This window comes from Croceibacterium mercuriale (assembly GCF_000802385.1).
Taxonomy (GTDB): domain Bacteria; phylum Pseudomonadota; class Alphaproteobacteria; order Sphingomonadales; family Sphingomonadaceae; genus Croceibacterium; species Croceibacterium mercuriale.
Window position 1 is genome coordinate 800,048 of sequence record NZ_JTDN01000002.1, and the last position, 18,867, is coordinate 818,914.

Sequence of the window (18,867 nt, forward strand, 5' to 3'; positions counted from 1 at the left end):
CGCCCGCCTGCCAGTGCCAGACAATGCGACGACAAGGCGCCATTCGTCGCCAGCCGGTATCTTGCGGACGCACGAAAAAGGGCCGGAGGATCGCTCCCCCGGCCCCTTCCCGTAGCATGACGCGAGTGGCGCGGACTTAGAAGTCCATGCCGCCCATGCCGCCACCGCCCGGCATCGCCGGCATGGCAGGCTTGTCTTCCGGCGACTCGCTGATCGCGGCTTCCGTCGTGATCAGCAGGCCAGCCACGGACGAGGCATCCTGCAGCGCGGTGCGGACGACCTTGGTCGGGTCGATCACGCCGGCAGCCACGAGGTTCTCGTAGGTGTCGGTCGCGGCGTTGAAGCCCTGGGTCTCGTCGCCTTCGCGCAGCAGGTTGCCCGAAACGACCGCACCGTCATGGCCGGCATTCTCCGCGATCTGACGCACCGGGGCGAAGATCGCCTTGCGGATGATGTCGATGCCGCGGGTCTGGTCGTCGTTGGCGCCGGTCAGGCCTTCCAGGGCCTTCGTGGCGTACAGCAGCGCCGTGCCGCCGCCGGGGACAATGCCCTCCTCGACAGCTGCGCGGGTGGCGTGCAGTGCATCGTCCACGCGATCCTTGCGCTCCTTCACCTCGACCTCGGTCGCACCGCCGACCTTGATCACGGCAACGCCGCCGGCCAGCTTGGCCAGCCGCTCCTGCAGCTTCTCGCGGTCGTAGTCGGACGTGGTGGTCTCGATCTGTGCGCGGATCTGCTCGACCCGGCCCTTGATCTGGTCACCTTCACCCGCACCGTCGACGATGGTGGTGTTGTCCTTGTCGATGGTGACACGCTTGGCCTGACCCAGCATGCCCAGCGTAACGGTTTCCAGCTTGATGCCGAGATCCTCGGAAATCATCTCGCCGGCGGTCAGGATGGAGATGTCCTGCAGCATCGCCTTGCGACGATCGCCGAAGCCCGGTGCCTTCACGGCAGCGATCTTCAGGCCACCACGCAGCTTGTTGACCACCAGGGTGGCCAGCGCCTCGCCTTCGATGTCCTCGGCGATGATCAGCAGCGGACGGCCGCTCTGCACCACGGCTTCCAGGATCGGCAGCATGGCCTGCAGGCTGGACAGCTTCTTCTCGTGGATCAGGATGTACGGGTTATCCAGCTCCACCACCATCTTCTCGGCATTGGTGACGAAGTAGGGCGACAGGTAACCGCGATCGAACTGCATGCCTTCCACGACATCCAGCTCGAACTCGAGGCCCTTGGCCTCTTCCACGGTGATCACGCCTTCCTTGCCGACCTTTTCCATGGCCTCGGCGATCTTCTCGCCGACTTCACGGTCGCCATTGGCGGAGATGATGCCGACCTGGGCGATCTCGGACGAACCGGTCACGGCCTTGGAACGCGCCTGCAGGTTCTCGACCACCTTGGTCACAGCGATGTCGATGCCGCGCTTCAGGTCCATCGGGTTCATGCCGGCGGCAACCGACTTCATGCCCTCGCGCACGATGGCCTGGGCCAGCACGGTCGCGGTGGTGGTGCCGTCACCGGCCTTGTCGTTCGCCTTGCTGGCGACCTCGCGCAGCATCTGCGCGCCCATGTTCTCGAACTTGTCCTTCAGTTCGATTTCCTTGGCGACGGTGACGCCGTCCTTGGTGATGCGGGGCGCACCGAAGCTCTTGTCGATCACGACGTTGCGGCCCTTGGGGCCCAGCGTGACCTTGACGGCATTGGCGAGCGTGTCGACGCCCTTCAGGATGCGCTCGCGCGCATCACGGCCGAACTTTACGTCCTTGGCAGCCATTGTGTTATTCCTTCGCTATATGGGTGAACGGAAAGATCAGAGGCGGTGGCTGTTCAGCCGACCACGCCCATGATGTCGCTTTCCTTCATGATCAGCAGGTCTTCGCCATCCAGCTTGACCTCGGTGCCGCCCCACTTGCCGAACAGCACGCGATCGCCGACCTGGACATCCAGCGGGGTGACGGTGCCGTTCTCGGCGCGGGTGCCGGTGCCGACAGCGACGATCTCGCCTTCGCTCGGCTTTTCCTTGGCGCTGTCGGGGATGATGATGCCGCCGGCCGTCTTTTCCTCGGCCTCGATACGGCGGACCAGAACACGGTCGTGCAGCGGACGGAATGCCATGATTATGACCTCTTCCTCATGATGTGATTTCGGTGCTGGCACTCTCCGATCGAGAGTGCCAGCGGCCCGCATATGTGCAGGCGGAAGGTCCGCGTCAACCGGCATGTGCGCACAAAATCTTGCACGACGATGACGCGTGCTCAGGCGGCGATCAGTCCCAGCCGGACCCGGCGGCGCCAGCGGACCAGCAGCAGCACCGCCACGATCAGCAGCCCGATGGCAAGGCCCAGCCAGACGCCCGTGCCCCGTAGCGGGGTGTTGAAGCCCAGTCCGATGGCGAGGCCAAAACCGACCAGCCAGTAGCCGCCAATGGCGTAGGCCATCGGTGTGCGGGTGTCCTGCAGGCCGCGCAACGCGCCCAGCACCACGGCCTGCAGCCCGTCCGCCAGCTGGAACGCCGCCCCCACCAGCAGATAGGCGACGGCCAGTTCGACCAGCGGCGCGTTGGCGGCGTTGCCGGTGTCGATCCATGGGGTCAGCACCAGCAACGGCGCCCCCACCATCAGCGCGGCGCTGCCCAGCGCGAAGACCTGGCTCAGCACCATGCCGACCAGGCCGGCTCGCCCCACGCCCGCTGCATCGCCGGCGCCGAAGTGATAGCCGACGAGGATCGTCGCCGCCTGGCCGATGCCGAACGGCACCTGGAAGGCGAGCGAGGCGATGGACAGGGCCAGCGTGTGCGCCGCCAGTTCCAGTGCTCCGATCCGCCCCATCAGGAAGGCGGCCGCGCCGAACAGCCCGGCCTCCGCCACGATGGTGATGGATACGGGCAGTCCCACGGCCATCAGCCGGCGGATCTGCGGCCAGTCGGGCCGCCAGAAATTGCCGAACAGGTAATAGCGCCGCAACCGCCGGTCGTTGTGGATGGCGGTGACATACATCAGCAGGCCGATCAGCGCGGTAGCGACGCTGGCGATGGCAGCGCCCCGCAGGCCAAGCGCGGGCGCGCCCCACGCGCCGAACACCAGCAGGTAATTGCCCAGCGCGTTCAACGGCAGCGACAGCAGCGCGACGACCGTGGCGAAGACGGGGCGGCCCAGCGTGGAGACAAAGGCGCGCAGCACGTTGCTGAGCAACAGGGGAATGGCCGACCAGAGCATGATGCCGAGGTAATCGCCGCTCATCGCGGCAATCCGTTGATCCTGCCCCGTCAGCAGCATCAGGCGTTCGCCGCCGGCGCAGATCGCCATGGCCAGCAATCCGCTCGCCACCGCCAGCCACAGGCCCATGCGGGTGATCCGCCGCACCTCCCGCACAGCCGGACCGCGCGCGCCGATCGCTGCTGCCGCCAGTGCGCCGACCTGACCGGACAGGCCGCTCAGCGCCCAAACCGTGACGCTGAACAGCGCGACGGCCAAGCTGGCCGCGGCCAGCGGTTCCGGGCCGAGCCGGGCGATAAAGGCGATGTCCGTAGCGCCAAGCGCCATCTGCAGCAGCCCGGCAATCACCAGCGGACCGGCGAGGTGCAGCGTGGCGCGGATCTCTGCGCGAAGGGCTGGGGAGAAACGCATGGCCGTGCGGTAGGGGGCAGCGGCGATGGTGGAAAGCCCGGATCGTCAGGACAGGAGGCTTTCGCCGGCCTATGGCGCGGGTGATGATTATCAACCGGACCCTCGCCCTGATCGCCGGCCTGTCTGCGCTGGCGGGCTGCGAGCAGGCGCCGCAGCCCGCGCCGGCCTCGAGTGCGACATCCCGGGCCGAGGCTCTCGCTCGTGCCGGGCCCCCGCCGCCAAGGGCCTTCATCGTCTGCAGTGCCTGCCATGCGACAGGCGAGGGCCAGCACGGCATCGGCCCGTCACTGGCAGGTGTCTCCGGCAAGTCCGCCGGCGCCGCTGCGGGGTTTAACTACACGCCCGCGCTGCAGCAATCGGGGCTGGTGTGGGACGAGGCGACCTTGCACCGCTTCCTGGCCGATCCGCGATCGACGGTGCCCGGCACCACCATGACCTATGCCGGGCTGCACGACGCAACGGGGCGGCAAGAAATCATCGACTGGCTCAAGACGATCTGATTTCGCGCCCGTGAAACTTTCACGGACATGAAAAAGGCGGCTGCCCGCATGCGGGAGCCGCCCTTTCCTGTGCAGTGCCGGCCCGCGAAGGGACCGGCCCGGCCGATTACTTCAGCTCGATCGTGCCGCCAGCGGCTTCGATCTTGGCCTTGATGTCCTCGGCCTCGGCCTTGTTCACGCCTTCCTTGACGGCCTTGGGCGCGCCCTCGACCAGAGCCTTGGCTTCGGTCAGGCCCAGGCCGGTGATGGCGCGGACTTCCTTGATGACCTGGATCTTCTTCCCGCCGTCGCCGGTCAGGATGACGTCGAACTCGGTCTTCTCTTCTTCAGCCGGAGCAGCAGCGGCGGCCGGGCCGGCAACGGCAACGGCGGCAGCGGCGGACACGCCCCATGCTTCTTCCAGCGCCTTGGCGAGCTCGGCGGCTTCCAGCACGGTCAGCTGCGACAGGTCTTCGACGATCTTGGCGATATCGGCCATGATTATTCACTCCGTTCGATAAGGTTGCCCGTGCCCGGCATCAGCGCCGATCCAGCGGGTATTCGCATTCACACTGGCTCGGCTTACGCGGCTTCCTTGTCGCCATAGGCGGCAAAGACGCGGGCAAGCTTGGCGGCGGGCGCGGTGGTCAGCTGGGCGATCTTGGTCGCCGGCGCCTGCACCAGGCCGATGATCGTACCACGCAGCTCGTCCAGCGACGGCATCGCGGCAAGTGCCTTGATCCCGTCGGCGTCGAGCACCCGCGCACCCATGGAACCGCCCACGATCTCAATCTTGTCGGTGCCCTTGGCAAAATCGACGACGGCCTTGGCCGCGGCGATGGGGTCAACCGAATAGGCGATCGCGGTCGGGCCGGTCAGAAAACTGTCCAGACCCGTGTAATCGGTATCCTTGATGGCGAGCTTGGCGAGGCGGTTCTTCGCCACCTGATAGGTCGCGCCAACATCACGCATCTTCGAGCGCAGTACAGTCGACTGCGCGACCGACAGGCCGAGGTTGCGGGTGATCACCACCACGCCGGCCTCGCCGAAGACTTCGCTGAGCTGGGCGACCGCGTCGGCTTTCTGCGAACGATCCATGCCTTACTCCTTCACTTATGGCCGAGACCCGGGGCCGAAACCCCGCGCACGACCGGCTGCGTTGTCCTGCATCGCGGACGATGCAGGGCGGGTCCGTTGCGACAAGGGAAGGAGGTACGCTCCGGACAGGCCGGCGGCGCGAACGGGTGCGAAGACCCGAAAAACTCTGTCCCCGCCTAGGCTGGAGATTAAGGGGAAGCCCCACCAGCTGTCTTGGACGGATGATTCGGCGTGCACGAAAAGGCCCGCCGGATCGCGGCGGGCCTTTAACGAACCGGCGGCAAAGGTCAACCCGCCGCCGGTCCTTGCGGGGCGCTCCGCGCCGTCAGATCTTGTCGGCGCGATCCTCCAGCACCTCGGCCGTGCTGTCCAGCTGCTGCGCCCGGGTCGGGTCGGTGTCCTCCAGCTGGTCGGCGCGCTCGTCCATCTGGTCGGCCGCCTCGTCGATCGTGTCGCCCTGCGCTTCGCGCATGGAATCGATCTGCTCGCCCTGGGCTTCGGCCTGGCCGTTGACGTTGTTGATGTTGTCGATCTCCTCGCCCGCCTGTTCGGCCGGGCCGTCACAGGCGGCGAGGCCCAGGCCAAGGGCGAGGGGCAGAGCGGCGAGTGCGAGCTTGTTCATGTGATGGTTCCCTGTTTGCTTCAGGCCGACCAACCGTCCGGCCCATGGCAAGGTTCCTTATTCCACGCTGTAGCCCAGCAGGTCGCCCGGCTGGCAGCCCAGTTCCCGGCAGATCGCCTCCAGCGTGGAGAAGCGGATCGCCTTGGCCTTGCCGGTCTTCAGGATCGACAGGTTGGCGAGTGTCAGGCCGACCCGTTCGGACAGTTCGGTCAGGGTCATGCGGCGCTGGTGCAGCAGTTCGTCCAGCTTGACCACGATGCGGGTGCTGTCGTCGGGCTCGATGGCGGGGGGCATCAGACGGTACCTTCCAGATCGTCGCGCATCGCGGCACCCTGCCGGAAAACGCGGGCGAGGATGAACAGGGTGACGACCATGATGATGCCGCTGAGGTCCACGTCCGTGCTCTCGCTGGCCAGGGTCTCCTCGGCCATCAGGCTGCCGATCCGGTAGGCGAGCGGGGCCAGCGCCAGCGTCAGCATCTCCACCGCCAGCATGATCCACGCCATATGGGTCAGGCGCTGCGCATTGGCCGGCACGAAGGGATCGCCTTCGCTCACGGTGCGGACGATCCGCAGCAGGTTGCGGAAGAACAGGAACATCAGTGCGACAATCGCCAGGCAGATGCCCATGGACGGCAGGATCATTGGCAGCGGCAGGGCAAGGGCGGCATTGCCGGTCTCCAGCCGCATCGCAGCGGTGATCTGGTCGGCGAAGATGGCGGCCAGCGGCAGGGCGATCAGCAGGGTGATGCCGGCGATCGCCATCAGCCACTGGCCGATGATGACGATGGCCTTGCCGGTGACGAGCAGCGGGTCGAGAGTGCGTACGGACATGATGGTGTTTCCCCTCTTCGGATCAGGCGAGAACAGGAACGTCGCGGTATGCCGGGCCCGGGCTGACCGGTACCAGTGCGGCAAGCGCGATCAGCAGCGCGGCGAGCGCGGCGGCGGTGCGACGGAACAGCAAAGGCATATCGATCTCCAGCAATGAACTTGTTGCTTATCGATAAGCTGTGAGTTGCATATCGTCAATCAATAATATCGCTTTCCGATAAGGATGATCGGAATTCGCGGTGCGGTTGACCCGTAGCGGCACTGCTCCTATATCCGCCCTCTGCCAGATAGATTCGAGAAAGCCGGGCCTGCGCGGGGGCCTGTGCGATGGATGAGATGTCCGGCACGTTCCGCAAGATCTGCCAATGCTGCCACGACCGTCCACCAAGGGGCGAGTCGCCAGGCGGCGTTCCGCGTGTCTTGCGAACATTCCCCGTCAGCGAGATTTATCCGCCGGCGTGCATGTGCCGGCTCATCTGAAGAGGCACATCCTTCATGGCCACTGACTTCTCCGAAGTGACCGGCACCTCCACCGGCGCCAAGATCGGCAGCAAGAAGAAGCGCATCCGCAAGATCTTCGGCAACATCCACGAAGTGGTGGAGATGCCGAACCTGATCGAGGTGCAGCGCGAAAGCTACGAGCAGTTCCTGCGTTCCGACCGTGAGACGGGCTACGTCTCCGGCCTGGAGAAGACGCTGCGCTCGGTGTTCCCGATCCGCGACTTCGCCGGCACGGCCGAGCTGGACTTTGTCCACTACGAGCTGGAAGATCCGAAGTACGACACGACCGAATGCCGCCAGCGCGGCATCACCTACGCCGCGCCGATGAAGGTGACGCTGCGTCTGATCGTGTTCGAGGTGGATGCCGAGACCGAGACCCGCTCCGTGCTCGATATCAAGGAGCAGGACGTCTATATGGGCGACATGCCGCTGATGACGGAGAACGGCACGTTCATCGTCAACGGTACCGAGCGCGTGATCGTCAGCCAGATGCACCGTTCGCCGGGCGTGCTGTTCGACCATGACCGCGGCAAGACCCACAGCAGCGGCAAGTTCCTGTTCGCCGCGCGCGTGATCCCGTATCGCGGTTCCTGGCTGGATTTCGAGTTCGACGCCAAGGACATCGTCAACGTCCGCATCGACCGCAAGCGCAAGCTGCCGGTGACCTCCCTGCTGTTCTCGCTGGGCATGGACGGGGAGCAGATCCTCAACCACTTCTACCAGACCGTCACCTGGAAGCGCAGCGGCGCCGGCTGGGAAATCCCCTTCACGCCGGAGGCATGGCGCGGCCAGAAGCCGACCTTCCCGCTGGTGGATGCCAAGACAGGCGAGGAAGTGTTCCCCGCCAACCAGAAGGTCAGCCCCCGCGCCGCCAACAAGGCTGCGAAGGACGGGCTGGAAGCGCTGCTGATCCCGACCGAGGAGATCTTCGGCCGTTATTCCTCGCTCGACCTGATCGACGAGAGCACCGGGCGTATCTACATCGAGGCCGGCGAAGAGGTCGGTCCCGAGAATCTGGAGAAGCTGGACAATGCCGGCATCGACCAACTGGGCCTGCTGGACATCGACCATGTCAGCACCGGCGCCTGGATGCGCAACACGCTGCAGGCCGACAAGGCGGAGAACCGCGACGAGGGCCTGGAATCCATCTACAAGGTGATGCGCCCCGGCGAGCCGCCGACCAAGGAAACCGCCGAAGCTCTGTTCGAAGGCCTGTTCTTCGACAGCGAGCGGTATGACCTGTCGGCCGTGGGCCGCGTGAAGCTGAACATGCGTCTGGGCCTGGATGCGGAAGACACCGTGACCACCCTGCGCAAGGAAGACATCCTGGCCGTGGTCAAGGAACTGGTCGACCTGAAGGACGGCAAGGGCGAGGTCGACGACATCGACAATCTCGGCAACCGCCGCGTGCGTTCGGTGGGCGAGCTGCTGGAGAACCAGTATCGCGTCGGTCTGCTGCGCATGGAGCGCGCTGTGAAGGAGCGCATGAGCTCCGTCGACGTCAGCACCGTCATGCCGAACGACCTGATCAACGCGAAGCCGGCCGTGGCCGCGGTGCGCGAGTTCTTCGGTTCCAGCCAGCTGTCGCAGTTCATGGACCAGACCAACCCGCTGTCCGAAGTGACGCACAAGCGTCGCGTCTCGGCCCTCGGGCCGGGCGGTCTGACGCGTGAGCGCGCCGGGTTCGAGGTGCGCGACGTGCATCCGACCCATTACGGCCGCATCTGCCCGATCGAGACGCCGGAAGGCCCGAACATCGGCCTGATCAACTCGCTGTCGACCTTCGCCCGCGTGAACAAGTACGGCTTCATCGAGACGCCGTACCGCCTGGTCGAGGACAACCGCGTCACCGGCGAGGTCAAGTACCTGTCCGCGATGGAGGAGCAGAAGCACACCGTCGCGCAGGCCTCGGCCGAGCTGAACAGCGACGGCAACTTCGTGGAGGACCTGGTGTCCACCCGCCAGAACGGCGAATTCGCGATGAGCCCGCGCGAGCAGGTCACGCTGATGGACGTCAGCCCCAAGCAGCTGGTTTCCGTCGCGGCATCGCTGATCCCGTTCCTGGAGAACGATGACGCCAACCGCGCGCTGATGGGCTCCAACATGCAGCGCCAGGCCGTGCCGCTGGTGAAGGCGGAAGCGCCTTTCGTCGGCACCGGCATGGAAGAGACCGTGGCGCGCGATTCGGGTGCGGCGATCTCCGCCACCCGGTCCGGCGTGGTCGATCAGGTGGACGCCACCCGCATCGTGGTGCGCGCATCGGGCGAGGTCGACACGACCAATCCCGGTGTGGACATCTACACGCTGCAGAAGTTCCAGCGTTCGAACCAGAACACCTGCATCAACCAGCGTCCGCTGGTGAAGGTGGGTGACGTGGTGGAGCAGGGCGACATCATCGCCGACGGCCCCTCCACCGACCTGGGCGAGCTGGCGCTGGGCCGCAACAGCCTGGTCGCGTTCATGCCCTGGAACGGCTACAACTACGAGGACAGCATCCTGATCTCCGAGCGGATCGTGAAGGATGACGTCTTCACCTCGATCCATATCGAGGAGTTCGAGGTGATGGCCCGCGACACCAAGCTGGGGCCGGAGGACATCACGCGCGACATCCCCAATGTGGGCGAGGAAGCGCTGCGCAACCTCGACGAGGCGGGCATCGTCTACATCGGCGCGGAAGTGCATCCGGGCGACATCCTGGTGGGCAAGATCACGCCCAAGGGCGAAAGCCCGATGACCCCGGAAGAGAAGCTGCTGCGCGCGATCTTCGGCGAGAAGGCCAGCGACGTGCGTGACACCTCGCTTCGCCTGCCGCCGGGCGTGTCCGGCACGATCGTCGAGGTCCGGGTGTTCAACCGCCACGGCATCGAGATCGACGACCGTACCCGTGCCATCCAGAACGAGGAGATCGAACGCCTCAAGAAGGACAGCGAGGACGAGCGCGCGATCCTGAACCGTGCCACCTGGAACCGTCTGCGCGAAATGCTGGACGGCCAGGCCGCCGGCGCCGCGCCGAAGGGCATCAAGAAGGGCACGATCATCGACGGCGCCCTGCTCGACAGCGTAGATCGCCACGACTGGTTCAAGTTCGCGGTGGCCGATGACGGCGTGCAGGCGCAGCTGGAGGCGGTGAAGGGCCAGTACGACGAGGCCGGCAAGCGCATCCGCGACAAGTTCGAGGATCGCAAGGAGAAGCTGGAGCGCGGCGACGAGCTGGCTCCGGGCGTGCTGAAGATGGTCAAGGTGTTCGTGGCGGTGAAGCGCAAGCTGCAGCCGGGCGACAAGATGGCCGGCCGTCACGGCAACAAGGGCGTCATCAGCCGCATCCTGCCGATCGAGGACATGCCGTTCCTGGAAGACGGCACGCATGTGGATCTGGTGCTGAACCCGCTGGGTGTGCCCAGCCGCATGAATGTCGGTCAGATCTTCGAAACCCACCTGGGCTTTGCCGCCCGTGGCCTGGGCATGCAGATCGCGGCGCAGCTGGACGAATGGCGCGAAGCCAATCCCGATCCGCAGGCGGTGCCCCCGCCGGCGGCCATCGTGGAGCGGCTGAAGGACATCTACGGCGAGCAGTACCATGCCGACATCGACAGCCGTACCACCGCCGAGGTGGTCGAGCTGGCGGGCAACCTGCGCACGGGCGTTCCCATGGGCACCCCGGTGTTCGACGGCGCGCGCGAGCAGGACGTGACCGACATGCTGCTGAAGGCGGGCTATGCCTCCTCCGGCCAGTCCACGCTGTATGATGGCCGCACGGGCGAGGCGTTCGACCGCCCCGTCACCGTGGGCATCATCTACATGCTGAAGCTGCATCACCTTGTGGACGACAAGATCCACGCACGGTCCATCGGCCCCTACTCCCTGGTCACCCAGCAGCCGCTGGGCGGCAAGGCGCAGTTCGGCGGCCAGCGCTTCGGCGAGATGGAGGTGTGGGCGCTGCAGGCATACGGCGCGGCCTACACGCTGCAGGAAATGCTGACGGTGAAGTCCGACGACGTGGTCGGCCGCACCAAGGTCTACGAGGCGATCGTCAAGGGCGACGACACGTTCGAGGCCGGCATTCCCGAAAGCTTCAACGTGCTCGTCAAGGAAATGCGTTCGCTGGGTCTCAACGTCGAACTGACCTCCATGGACGAGGAAACGGACGGCGACGGCCTGCAGATCGCGGCGGAGTGACGGACGGAACGGGCGGCCCCCGGCCAACGGGGCCGCCGCCCGCATCCGCCTCGACAAGATTTCCCCTTATGGGATGTGACACATGAACGAACTGACCAAATTCACGAACCAGCTGGCCAAGCCGGAATCGTTCGACCAGATCCAGATCGGCATCGCCTCGCCCGAGAAGATCCGTTCCTGGTCCTTCGGCGAGATCAAGAAGCCGGAAACCATCAACTACCGCACGTTCAAGCCGGAACGTGACGGCCTGTTCTGCGCGCGCATCTTCGGGCCCGTGAAGGACTACGAGTGCCTGTGCGGCAAGTACAAGCGCATGAAGTACAAGGGCGTCGTCTGCGAGAAGTGCGGCGTCGAGGTCACCGTCACCAAGGTGCGCCGCGAGCGCATGGGCCATATCGAGCTGGCCGCGCCGGTCGCGCACATCTGGTTCCTGAAGAGCCTGCCGTCGCGTATCGGCCTGCTGCTCGACATGCAGCTGAAGCAGCTCGAGCGCGTGCTGTATTTTGAAAGCTACATCGTCACGGAGCCCGGCATGACGCCGCTGGAGAAGTTCCAGCTGCTGACGGAAGACGAACTGCTCGACGCGCAGGACGAGTATGGCGAGGACGCGTTCGTTGCCGATATCGGCGCGGCGGCGGTCAAGACCATGCTGATGGACCTCGACCTGGAGCAGGAACGCAAGGACCTGCTGGACGAGCTGGAAACCACCAAGTCTACGCTGAAGCCCAAGAAGATCATCAAGCGTCTGAAGGTCGTGGAAAGCTTCATCGATTCCGGCAACCGCCCGGAATGGATGATCCTGGAAGTCGTGCCGGTCATCCCGCCCGAGCTGCGCCCGCTGGTGCCGCTGGATGGCGGCCGCTTCGCGACGTCCGACCTGAACGACCTGTATCGCCGCGTCATCAACCGCAACAACCGCCTGAAGCGGCTGATGGAGCTGCGCGCGCCCGACATCATCGTGCGTAACGAGAAGCGCATGCTGCAGGAAGCGGTCGACGCCCTGTTCGACAATGGCCGTCGCGGCCGTGTCATCACCGGCGCGAACAAGCGTCCGCTGAAGTCGCTGTCCGACATGCTGAAGGGCAAGCAGGGCCGCTTCCGCCAGAACCTGCTGGGCAAGCGCGTCGACTATTCGGGCCGTTCGGTCATCGTGACCGGGCCGGAGCTGAAGCTGCACCAGTGCGGCCTGCCCAAGAAGATGGCGCTCGAGCTGTTCAAGCCGTTCATCTATGCCCGACTGGATGCCAAGGGTCTGTCCATGACCCTGAAGCAGGCCAAGAAGTGGGTCGAGAAGGAGCGCAAGGAGGTCTGGGACATCCTCGACGAGGTGATCCGGGAGCATCCGGTGCTGCTGAACCGCGCGCCGACGCTGCACCGTCTGGGCATCCAGGCGTTCGAGCCCGTGCTGATCGAGGGCAAGGCGATTCAGCTGCACCCGCTGGTCTGTTCCGCCTTCAACGCCGACTTCGACGGCGACCAGATGGCCGTACACGTCCCGCTGAGCCTTGAGGCGCAGCTGGAAGCGCGCGTTCTGATGATGTCGACCAACAACATCCTGTCGCCCGCCAACGGCAAGCCGATCATCGTGCCGTCGCAGGACATGGTGCTGGGCCTGTACTACCTGTCGATGGATCGCGAAGGCGAGCCGGGCGAGGGCAGCATCCTGGCCGATCTGGCCGAGGTGCACCAGGCGCTGCATGTCGGTGCGGTCACGCTGCACTCCAAGATCACCAGCCGCGTCCCGCAGACGGACGAGAAGGGCAAGCAGTACATGGCGCGCGTGGAAACCACGCCGGGCCGCATGCTGATCGGTGAGTGCCTGCCCAAGAGCCACACGGTGCCCTACAGCGTCATCAATCGCCTTCTGACCAAGAAGGAGATCGGCGACGTGATCGATCAGGTCTATCGCCACACCGGCCAGAAGGACACGGTGCTGTTCGCCGACGCGATCATGTCGCTCGGCTTCCGCAACGCGTTCAAGGCGGGCATCAGCTTCGGCAAGGATGACATGATCATCCCCGACAGCAAGGTGCAGCTGGTGGACGAGACCAAGGCGCTGGTGGCCGATTACGAGCAGCAGTACCAGGACGGCTTCATCACGCAGCAGGAGAAGTACAACAAGGTGATCGACGCCTGGAGCCGGTGCGGCGACCAGGTGGCGAACGCCATGATGGACGAGATCCGTGCCGCCCCGCTGGACGAGAACGGCCGCCAGAAGCAGATCAACTCGATCTACATGATGAGCCATTCCGGTGCCCGTGGTTCCCCGGCCCAGATGAAGCAGCTGGCGGGCATGCGCGGCCTGATGGCCAAGCCTTCGGGCGAGATCATCGAGACGCCGATCATTTCCAACTTCAAGGAAGGCCTGACCGTCCTCGAATACTTCAACTCCACCCACGGCGCCCGCAAGGGCCTGGCGGACACGGCGTTGAAGACCGCGAACTCCGGTTACCTGACGCGCCGCCTGGTCGACGTGTCGCAGGACTGCGTGATCGTGGAGGACGACTGCAAGACCACCAATGCACTGGAGATGCGCGCCATCATCCAGGGCGGCAGCGTGATCGCGTCGCTGGGCGAACGTATCCTGGGCCGCACCGTGGCCGAGGACGTGCTGAACGCGGCGACGGGCGAGGTGATCATCAAGGCCGGCACCCTGCTGGACGAACCGATGGTTGCCCGGATCGAGGAGGCCGAAGTTCAGGTCGCCAAGATCCGTTCGCCGCTGGTCTGCGAAGCCAAGCCCGGCGTCTGCGGCACCTGCTACGGGCGTGACCTTGCCCGTGGTACGCCGGTCAACATCGGCGAGGCGGTCGGCGTGATCGCCGCACAGTCCATCGGCGAGCCCGGTACGCAGCTGACCATGCGTACGTTCCACATCGGTGGCGCGGCGCAGGTGAACGAGACCAGCCATCTGGAAGCGATCAGCAGCGGCCGCGTGGAATATCGCGACATCCCGACCATCATGGACAAGCGCGGCCGTCAGCTGTCGCTGGCCCGCAATGGCGAGATCGCGGTGATCGATGCGGAGGGTCGCGAGCGCGCCATCCACCGCGTGCCGTACGGTACCGTGCTGATGCACGAGAACGGCGGCAGCGTGAAGGAGGGCGATCGCCTGGCCGAGTGGGATCCGTTCACCCTGCCGATCATCACCGAGACGGGCGGCATCGTGCGCTACCTGGACCTGGTGGAAGGCAAGACGCTGGAAGAGCGCGTGGACGATGCCACAGGCATCGCCCAGCGCGTGGTGATCGAGTACCGCGCCGCAGGCCGTTCCAAGAAGGAAGACCTGCGTCCGCGCCTGACCCTGCTGGGTGAGGAAAGCGTCGGCAAGGACGACACGGAGGCTGCGCGCTACATGCTGGCGCCCGGCACCACCCTGTCGGTCGAGGACGGTCAGCAGGTGGAGGCGGGCGACATCCTGGCCCGTGCCAGCCGCGAAGCCGCCAAGACGCGCGACATCACCGGCGGTCTGCCGCGGGTGGCGGAGCTGTTCGAGGCGCGCGTGCCGAAGGACAATGCGATCATTGCCAAGATCAGCGGTCGGATCGAATTCGTCCGTGACTACAAGGCGAAGCGCAAGATCGCGATCATCCCGGAAGAGGGCGATCCGGTGGAGTACCTGGTCCCCAAGACCAAGGTGATCGACGTCCAGGAAGGCGACCACGTTAAGAAGGGCGACACGCTGATCTCCGGCAGCCCCAACCCGCATGACATCCTCGAGGTGTTGGGCGTGGAGGCGCTGGCAGAGTATCTGTGCACCGAGATCCAGGAAGTCTATCGACTGCAGGGCGTGAAGATCAACGACAAGCACATCGAGGTGATCGTTCGCCAGATGCTGCAGAAGGTCGAGATCAGCGATGGTGGCGACACCACCCTGCTGCCGGGCGAACAGCTAGATCTGGCGGAGATGATGGAATACAATGCCCGTCTGCCGAAGGGCAAGGCTCCCGCTGCAGGCTTCCCGATTCTGCTGGGTATCACCAAGGCCTCGCTGCAGACCCGGTCGTTCATCTCGGCGGCCTCCTTCCAGGAAACCACCCGCGTGCTGACGCAGGCGGCGGTCGAGGGGAAGAAGGACATGCTGAACGGTCTGAAGGAAAACGTGATCGTCGGGCGGCTCATCCCTGCTGGTACCGGTGCGGGCATGAACCGCCTGCGGGTCACGGCCAACAGCCGCGATGCCGCGATCCGCGTGCAGTGGAAGCGGGCGCAGGATGCGCTGATCGCCGCCAACACGGCGGAAGAGGAGCATGCGGCCGAACTGATGCAGGGTGCCGAGGCAGCGATCGGCGACGATCCGCTGGGCCGGATGGAAGCCGAAACGCACGGCACCGATGCCGATGCGGGCGACTACCTGCTGCAGAGCGACGAAACGCCGGTGAACGAAGTGCCGGAGGGCGACACGAACGCCGAGTAAGCGTCCGCCCGTCTTCGCAAGGAATCGACCCCGCCGGACCCGATGGTCCGGCGGGGTTTTTCTTGTGCGCCGCCAAGCCGGCTTGAACGGTCATGCTGCAGCGCCACATGCCGCCCCTGATAGAAGGAGTCGCATCCCCCATGACTGACACGTCCAGCCTGTTCCAGCCATTTACCAGCCCCAAGCTGAGCCTGCCCAATCGCATCGTGATGGCGCCGATGACGCGCAACAAGGCGCCCGACGGCGTGCCCGGCGAACCCAATGCCGCCTATTACCAGCGCCGGGCGGAAGCGGATGTGGGCCTGATCCTGTCCGAAGGGACGACGATCGAACGCCCGGCAGCGCGCAATCTGCCGCATATCCCGCATTTCCACGGGGAGCGGCCGCTGGACGGCTGGCAGCAGGTGATCGAGGCGGTGCACGATGTCGGCGGCCGGATGGGGCCGCAGATCTGGCATACCGGCGGCACCGATGGCGGCGATGCCGGCTTCACGCGCCCGCCGCTCGACAGCCCGTCCGGCCTCAATGCGCCGGGCCAGAGCGTTGGCGAGCCGATGAGCGAGGAAGCGATCGCCGACACGATCGCCGCCTTCGCGCGCGCCGCCGGCGATGCCAGGCGCCTGGGCTTCGACACGGTGGAACTGCACGGGGCGCACGGCTACCTGATCGACCAGTTCTTCTGGGCCGGCACCAACCACCGCACCGACCGGTATGGCGGCGCCACGATCGGGGAGCGGTCACGCTTCGCGGCGGAGGTGGTGAAGGCCACGCGTGATGCCGTTGGCCCCGACTATCCGATCATCCTGCGCCTGAGCCAATGGAAGCAGCAGGACTATACCGCCAGGCTGGCGGCCAATCCGGCGGAGATGCAGGAATGGCTGCAGCCGCTGGTCGATGCCGGCGTCGACATCCTGCATTGCTCGCAGCGCCGCTTCTGGGAGCCGGAGTTCCCCGAACTGGATGGCGAGGACGGGCTGAACTTCGCCGGCTGGGCCAAGAAGATCACCGGCCTGCCGACCATCAGCGTGGGTTCCGTCGGCCTGTCGGGCGAATTCCTCGGCTCCTTCGCGGGCGAGGCGTCGCACAAGACCGACCTCGATCGCCTGGTCGCCCGGATGGAGCGGGGCGAGTTCGACCTGATCGCTGTGGGCCGTGCGCTGCTGGCCGATCCGCACTGGGCCCTGAAGGTGCGCGACGGCCGGGCCGACGAACTGGCCGATTTCGATGCGGCTTCGCTGGGTGAACTCGTCTGAGGCGATAATTGCGACCGGACCGCGGTGTTACCCCGAAGGGTTGGCGCGGTCCTGTGCGGCGTGCGCCTTGATGTCGGCGACAAGCGCCGCCGGCGTGTCACTGATCGGCCAGCGGTCTTCCGCAACCGCGCGGCGGACGTCTCGCGGGGATGGCGGGGGCCACGGCCGGTCAGCGCGACCAACCTGCCGCAGCAGGCGCTGGCGGGCGGCTTCGTCCGCCTCCGTGCTCAGGATCAGCGGCTCCGCGATGCCTTGCACGGGCAGCACGCCATCCGGGCCCAGCAGCCACGGATCGCCGCCGTGGCGGATCAGAACCTCGGCCGAACGCATCGCGTCACCGTCGACCGCGGTCTGGAGGATGGAGGTGCCCGTGCTGTCGCGCCGGTCGGGATCGGCACCATGGGCCAGCAGCAGTTCGACCGCCTCCGGAGATTTCAGCGTCGCGCTGTACATGGTGCGGAACGGATCGCCCGGCGGCTGGTCAGGGTGCGCCCCGGCGGCCAGCAGCTGCCTGGCGATCGTCAGGTCCCGCGCCTGCACCGCAAGGGTCAGCGGGCTGCCGGGGATTGCACCGTCGGCGGGCACGCCCAGCTGCAGCAGCAGGTCGACCATGCCGGTGTCGCATTGCGCCACGGCAAAGGTCAGCAGATCGCCGAACTGGCCATCGGGCGCGAAATCCGGGTAGGTTGCGGGCGGCACATGGGCTGTCCGCAGCTGCGGATCGGACGTCAGCATCTGCCGGACCACCGCCTGATCGCCAGCAAACACCGCCGCTGCCAGATCGCGTCCGGCCTGCCCGTGCGTGATGGCGGTCAGTATCTGGCGTTCGTCAGGCAGCATCCTGGTCCGATCATAACATGCGCCGGAATTGGCGCAGGCGGCGATCGACAACCCGCATGTCGCCGCCACCAGGACGGTGATCCATGATCGCATCAGCGTGGCAGGCTGCTCAATACCCAATCCATGCCATGCTTAGCCACGGGGTTGAGGCCGTCAAGCCAGCCGGCCCCGTCCGGGCGCGCTGCCTCGAGCTTGTGCCGGGTGCCATAGGCGCTGGGCGCATCGGCTACCGCTGCGCCCAGCAGACCGCCCAGCAGTCCGCCAGCCACCCGGTCACCACCATCTTGCAGGGCCGACAGGACTTCCCCGCTGACATAATAGGCATCGACCCGTCCGGCGGTGCCGCCGGCGCGCACGGCGTTTGCCTGTTTGATTGTGGTGTCGTGCAGGCCGGCGGCGTTGAACGTATCTGCCGGCCTGCCGGACGCGATGGCCGCTGCGGAGGCGAGGCCACCACCAAGAGAGTGGCCGGTGAAATCCACGCGGCTGGCCAGGGGCGAGTTCTTGATCCTCTGTCCGATGACCAGCGCCTGCCGGTAATGGAGCGAATCGTTGCCCGTTCCCTGCTGGGCGTTGGCGATCCAGTCGCCCTGCCCCTCCGTCCCGCGGAACGCGATGGTGTAGCGGGTGTCGGCGCCGCTGCCGGTGACATAGACGCGCGCGCGCAGGTCGCCGACTTCCAGCACGCCAGGATCCAGCCGCAGCGCCTGCAGGTCCTGCGCACTCGCCGTGCGATAGCCGGCGGGCGGGCTGGCGCGGTCATTGTACACGTCCTCCGCCAGCAAGGCGTGGGCGCGCAGTTCGGCGTGGTTGGCGGAGGCGGGTTCCGGTCGCGCCACGACAGCGAGCCGCGCCGTCTCGTTCGCCGGCGACGCGACCGCGGACGGACGGGCTTCGATCGAAAGGCCGCGCGCAAGCGCCTGCTGCGCCAGCAATCCGGATGTCGGGATGGGGCTGCCGATATGCTGCAGGTTCATGGCCGGACTCCTTGCCTGATCGCCGGGGCAAGCTAACCGGGG

General features: G+C 66.0%; 14 protein-coding genes. 4 read left to right on the forward strand and 10 right to left on the reverse strand.

Going from position 1 to position 18,867, the window contains the following annotated elements:
• Positions 1-136: 136 nt before the first annotated feature.
• From groL to PK98_RS13310, 3 genes are all read right to left on the reverse strand, one after another.
• Positions 137-1,777: a chaperonin GroEL gene (gene groL / locus PK98_RS13300; RefSeq protein ID WP_039097318.1), complete on the reverse strand. Its 1,641-nt coding sequence runs from the start codon at positions 1,775-1,777 to the stop codon at positions 137-139.
• A 53-nt stretch (positions 1,778-1,830) separates the two neighbouring features.
• Entirely contained in the window at positions 1,831-2,118 is a 288-nt protein-coding gene (gene groES, locus PK98_RS13305) for a co-chaperone GroES (RefSeq protein ID WP_039097319.1), read from the reverse strand.
• 140 nt (positions 2,119-2,258) lie between these two features.
• Positions 2,259-3,629, reverse strand: coding sequence for an MATE family efflux transporter (locus PK98_RS13310; RefSeq protein ID WP_039097320.1), 1,371 nt, complete (start codon positions 3,627-3,629; stop codon positions 2,259-2,261).
• An 83-nt stretch (positions 3,630-3,712) separates the two neighbouring features.
• Here PK98_RS13310 and PK98_RS13315 point away from each other — a divergent pair, with 83 nt between their 5' ends.
• Positions 3,713-4,129 carry a c-type cytochrome gene (locus PK98_RS13315; protein ID WP_039097712.1) on the forward strand — a complete coding sequence of 139 codons (417 nt, stop codon included), beginning with the start codon at positions 3,713-3,715 and terminating at the stop codon, positions 4,127-4,129.
• A 106-nt stretch (positions 4,130-4,235) separates the two neighbouring features.
• Here PK98_RS13315 and rplL read toward each other — a convergent pair whose 3' ends face one another.
• The 5 genes from rplL to PK98_RS13340 form a co-directional block, all read right to left on the reverse strand.
• A complete protein-coding gene (rplL, locus tag PK98_RS13320) occupies positions 4,236-4,607 on the reverse strand; it encodes a 50S ribosomal protein L7/L12 (RefSeq protein ID WP_039097322.1) in 372 nt (123 codons plus the stop codon).
• Positions 4,608-4,690: 83 nt separating this feature from the next.
• Positions 4,691-5,206, reverse strand: a complete 516-nt coding sequence (rplJ, locus tag PK98_RS13325; RefSeq protein ID WP_039097323.1) for a 50S ribosomal protein L10 — start codon at positions 5,204-5,206, stop codon at positions 4,691-4,693.
• Positions 5,207-5,531: 325 nt separating this feature from the next.
• Positions 5,532-5,828, reverse strand: coding sequence for a hypothetical protein (locus PK98_RS17175; protein ID WP_052208683.1), 297 nt, complete (start codon positions 5,826-5,828; stop codon positions 5,532-5,534).
• A gap of 57 nt (positions 5,829-5,885) precedes the next feature.
• The gene (locus PK98_RS13335; protein WP_039097324.1) at positions 5,886-6,122 is read right to left on the reverse strand and encodes a helix-turn-helix domain-containing protein; all 237 of its coding nucleotides are present in this window, start codon (positions 6,120-6,122) and stop codon (positions 5,886-5,888) included.
• On the reverse strand, positions 6,122-6,661 hold the full coding sequence (locus PK98_RS13340) for a DUF2975 domain-containing protein (protein WP_039097325.1): 540 nt from the start codon (positions 6,659-6,661) through the stop codon (positions 6,122-6,124). The genes PK98_RS13335 and PK98_RS13340 overlap by 1 nt, the downstream gene beginning before the upstream one ends.
• A gap of 495 nt (positions 6,662-7,156) precedes the next feature.
• Between PK98_RS13340 and rpoB the strand changes: the two genes are divergently transcribed.
• The 3 genes from rpoB to PK98_RS13355 all read left to right on the forward strand — a co-directional run bounded on the left by rpoB (position 7,157) and on the right by PK98_RS13355 (position 17,008).
• Entirely contained in the window at positions 7,157-11,338 is a 4,182-nt protein-coding gene (gene rpoB, locus PK98_RS13345) for a DNA-directed RNA polymerase subunit beta (RefSeq protein WP_039097326.1), read from the forward strand.
• A gap of 82 nt (positions 11,339-11,420) precedes the next feature.
• Positions 11,421-15,755 carry a DNA-directed RNA polymerase subunit beta' gene (rpoC, locus tag PK98_RS13350; protein WP_039097327.1) on the forward strand — a complete coding sequence of 1,445 codons (4,335 nt, stop codon included), beginning with the start codon at positions 11,421-11,423 and terminating at the stop codon, positions 15,753-15,755.
• Between the two features lie 140 nt (positions 15,756-15,895).
• On the forward strand, positions 15,896-17,008 hold the full coding sequence (locus tag PK98_RS13355; RefSeq protein WP_039097328.1) for an NADH:flavin oxidoreductase: 1,113 nt from the start codon (positions 15,896-15,898) through the stop codon (positions 17,006-17,008).
• 27 nt (positions 17,009-17,035) lie between these two features.
• Here the strand turns inward: PK98_RS13355 and PK98_RS13360 are convergent, their stop codons facing one another.
• Both PK98_RS13360 and PK98_RS16080 read right to left on the reverse strand, forming a co-directional pair.
• Positions 17,036-17,941 (reverse strand): ankyrin repeat domain-containing protein, encoded by a 906-nt coding sequence (locus PK98_RS13360; RefSeq protein ID WP_039097329.1) that lies wholly within the window; start codon positions 17,939-17,941, stop codon positions 17,036-17,038.
• Positions 17,941-18,825 (reverse strand): hypothetical protein, encoded by an 885-nt coding sequence (locus PK98_RS16080; RefSeq protein WP_052208685.1) that lies wholly within the window; start codon positions 18,823-18,825, stop codon positions 17,941-17,943. Before PK98_RS16080 ends, PK98_RS13360 begins: the two co-directional genes overlap by 1 nt.
• Positions 18,826-18,867 lie beyond the last annotated feature (42 nt).

What these genes read in the sequence shown, in the direction of transcription:
- groL (WP_039097318.1), bottom strand. Translation starts at nt 1,777, where the DNA reads ATGGCTGCCAAGGACGTAAAGTTCGGCCGTGATGCGCGCGAGCGCATC.
- groES (WP_039097319.1), bottom strand. Translation starts at nt 2,118, where the DNA reads ATGGCATTCCGTCCGCTGCACGACCGTGTTCTGGTCCGCCGTATCGAG.
- PK98_RS13310 (WP_039097320.1), bottom strand. Translation starts at nt 3,629, where the DNA reads ATGCGTTTCTCCCCAGCCCTTCGCGCAGAGATCCGCGCCACGCTGCAC.
- PK98_RS13315 (WP_039097712.1), top strand. Translation starts at nt 3,713, where the DNA reads ATGATTATCAACCGGACCCTCGCCCTGATCGCCGGCCTGTCTGCGCTG.
- rplL (WP_039097322.1), bottom strand. Translation starts at nt 4,607, where the DNA reads ATGGCCGATATCGCCAAGATCGTCGAAGACCTGTCGCAGCTGACCGTG.
- rplJ (WP_039097323.1), bottom strand. Translation starts at nt 5,206, where the DNA reads ATGGATCGTTCGCAGAAAGCCGACGCGGTCGCCCAGCTCAGCGAAGTC.
- PK98_RS17175 (WP_052208683.1), bottom strand. Translation starts at nt 5,828, where the DNA reads ATGAACAAGCTCGCACTCGCCGCTCTGCCCCTCGCCCTTGGCCTGGGC.
- PK98_RS13335 (WP_039097324.1), bottom strand. Translation starts at nt 6,122, where the DNA reads ATGCCCCCCGCCATCGAGCCCGACGACAGCACCCGCATCGTGGTCAAG.
- PK98_RS13340 (WP_039097325.1), bottom strand. Translation starts at nt 6,661, where the DNA reads ATGTCCGTACGCACTCTCGACCCGCTGCTCGTCACCGGCAAGGCCATC.
- rpoB (WP_039097326.1), top strand. Translation starts at nt 7,157, where the DNA reads ATGGCCACTGACTTCTCCGAAGTGACCGGCACCTCCACCGGCGCCAAG.
- rpoC (WP_039097327.1), top strand. Translation starts at nt 11,421, where the DNA reads ATGAACGAACTGACCAAATTCACGAACCAGCTGGCCAAGCCGGAATCG.
- PK98_RS13355 (WP_039097328.1), top strand. Translation starts at nt 15,896, where the DNA reads ATGACTGACACGTCCAGCCTGTTCCAGCCATTTACCAGCCCCAAGCTG.
- PK98_RS13360 (WP_039097329.1), bottom strand. Translation starts at nt 17,941, where the DNA reads ATGCGATCATGGATCACCGTCCTGGTGGCGGCGACATGCGGGTTGTCG.
- PK98_RS16080 (WP_052208685.1), bottom strand. Translation starts at nt 18,825, where the DNA reads ATGAACCTGCAGCATATCGGCAGCCCCATCCCGACATCCGGATTGCTG.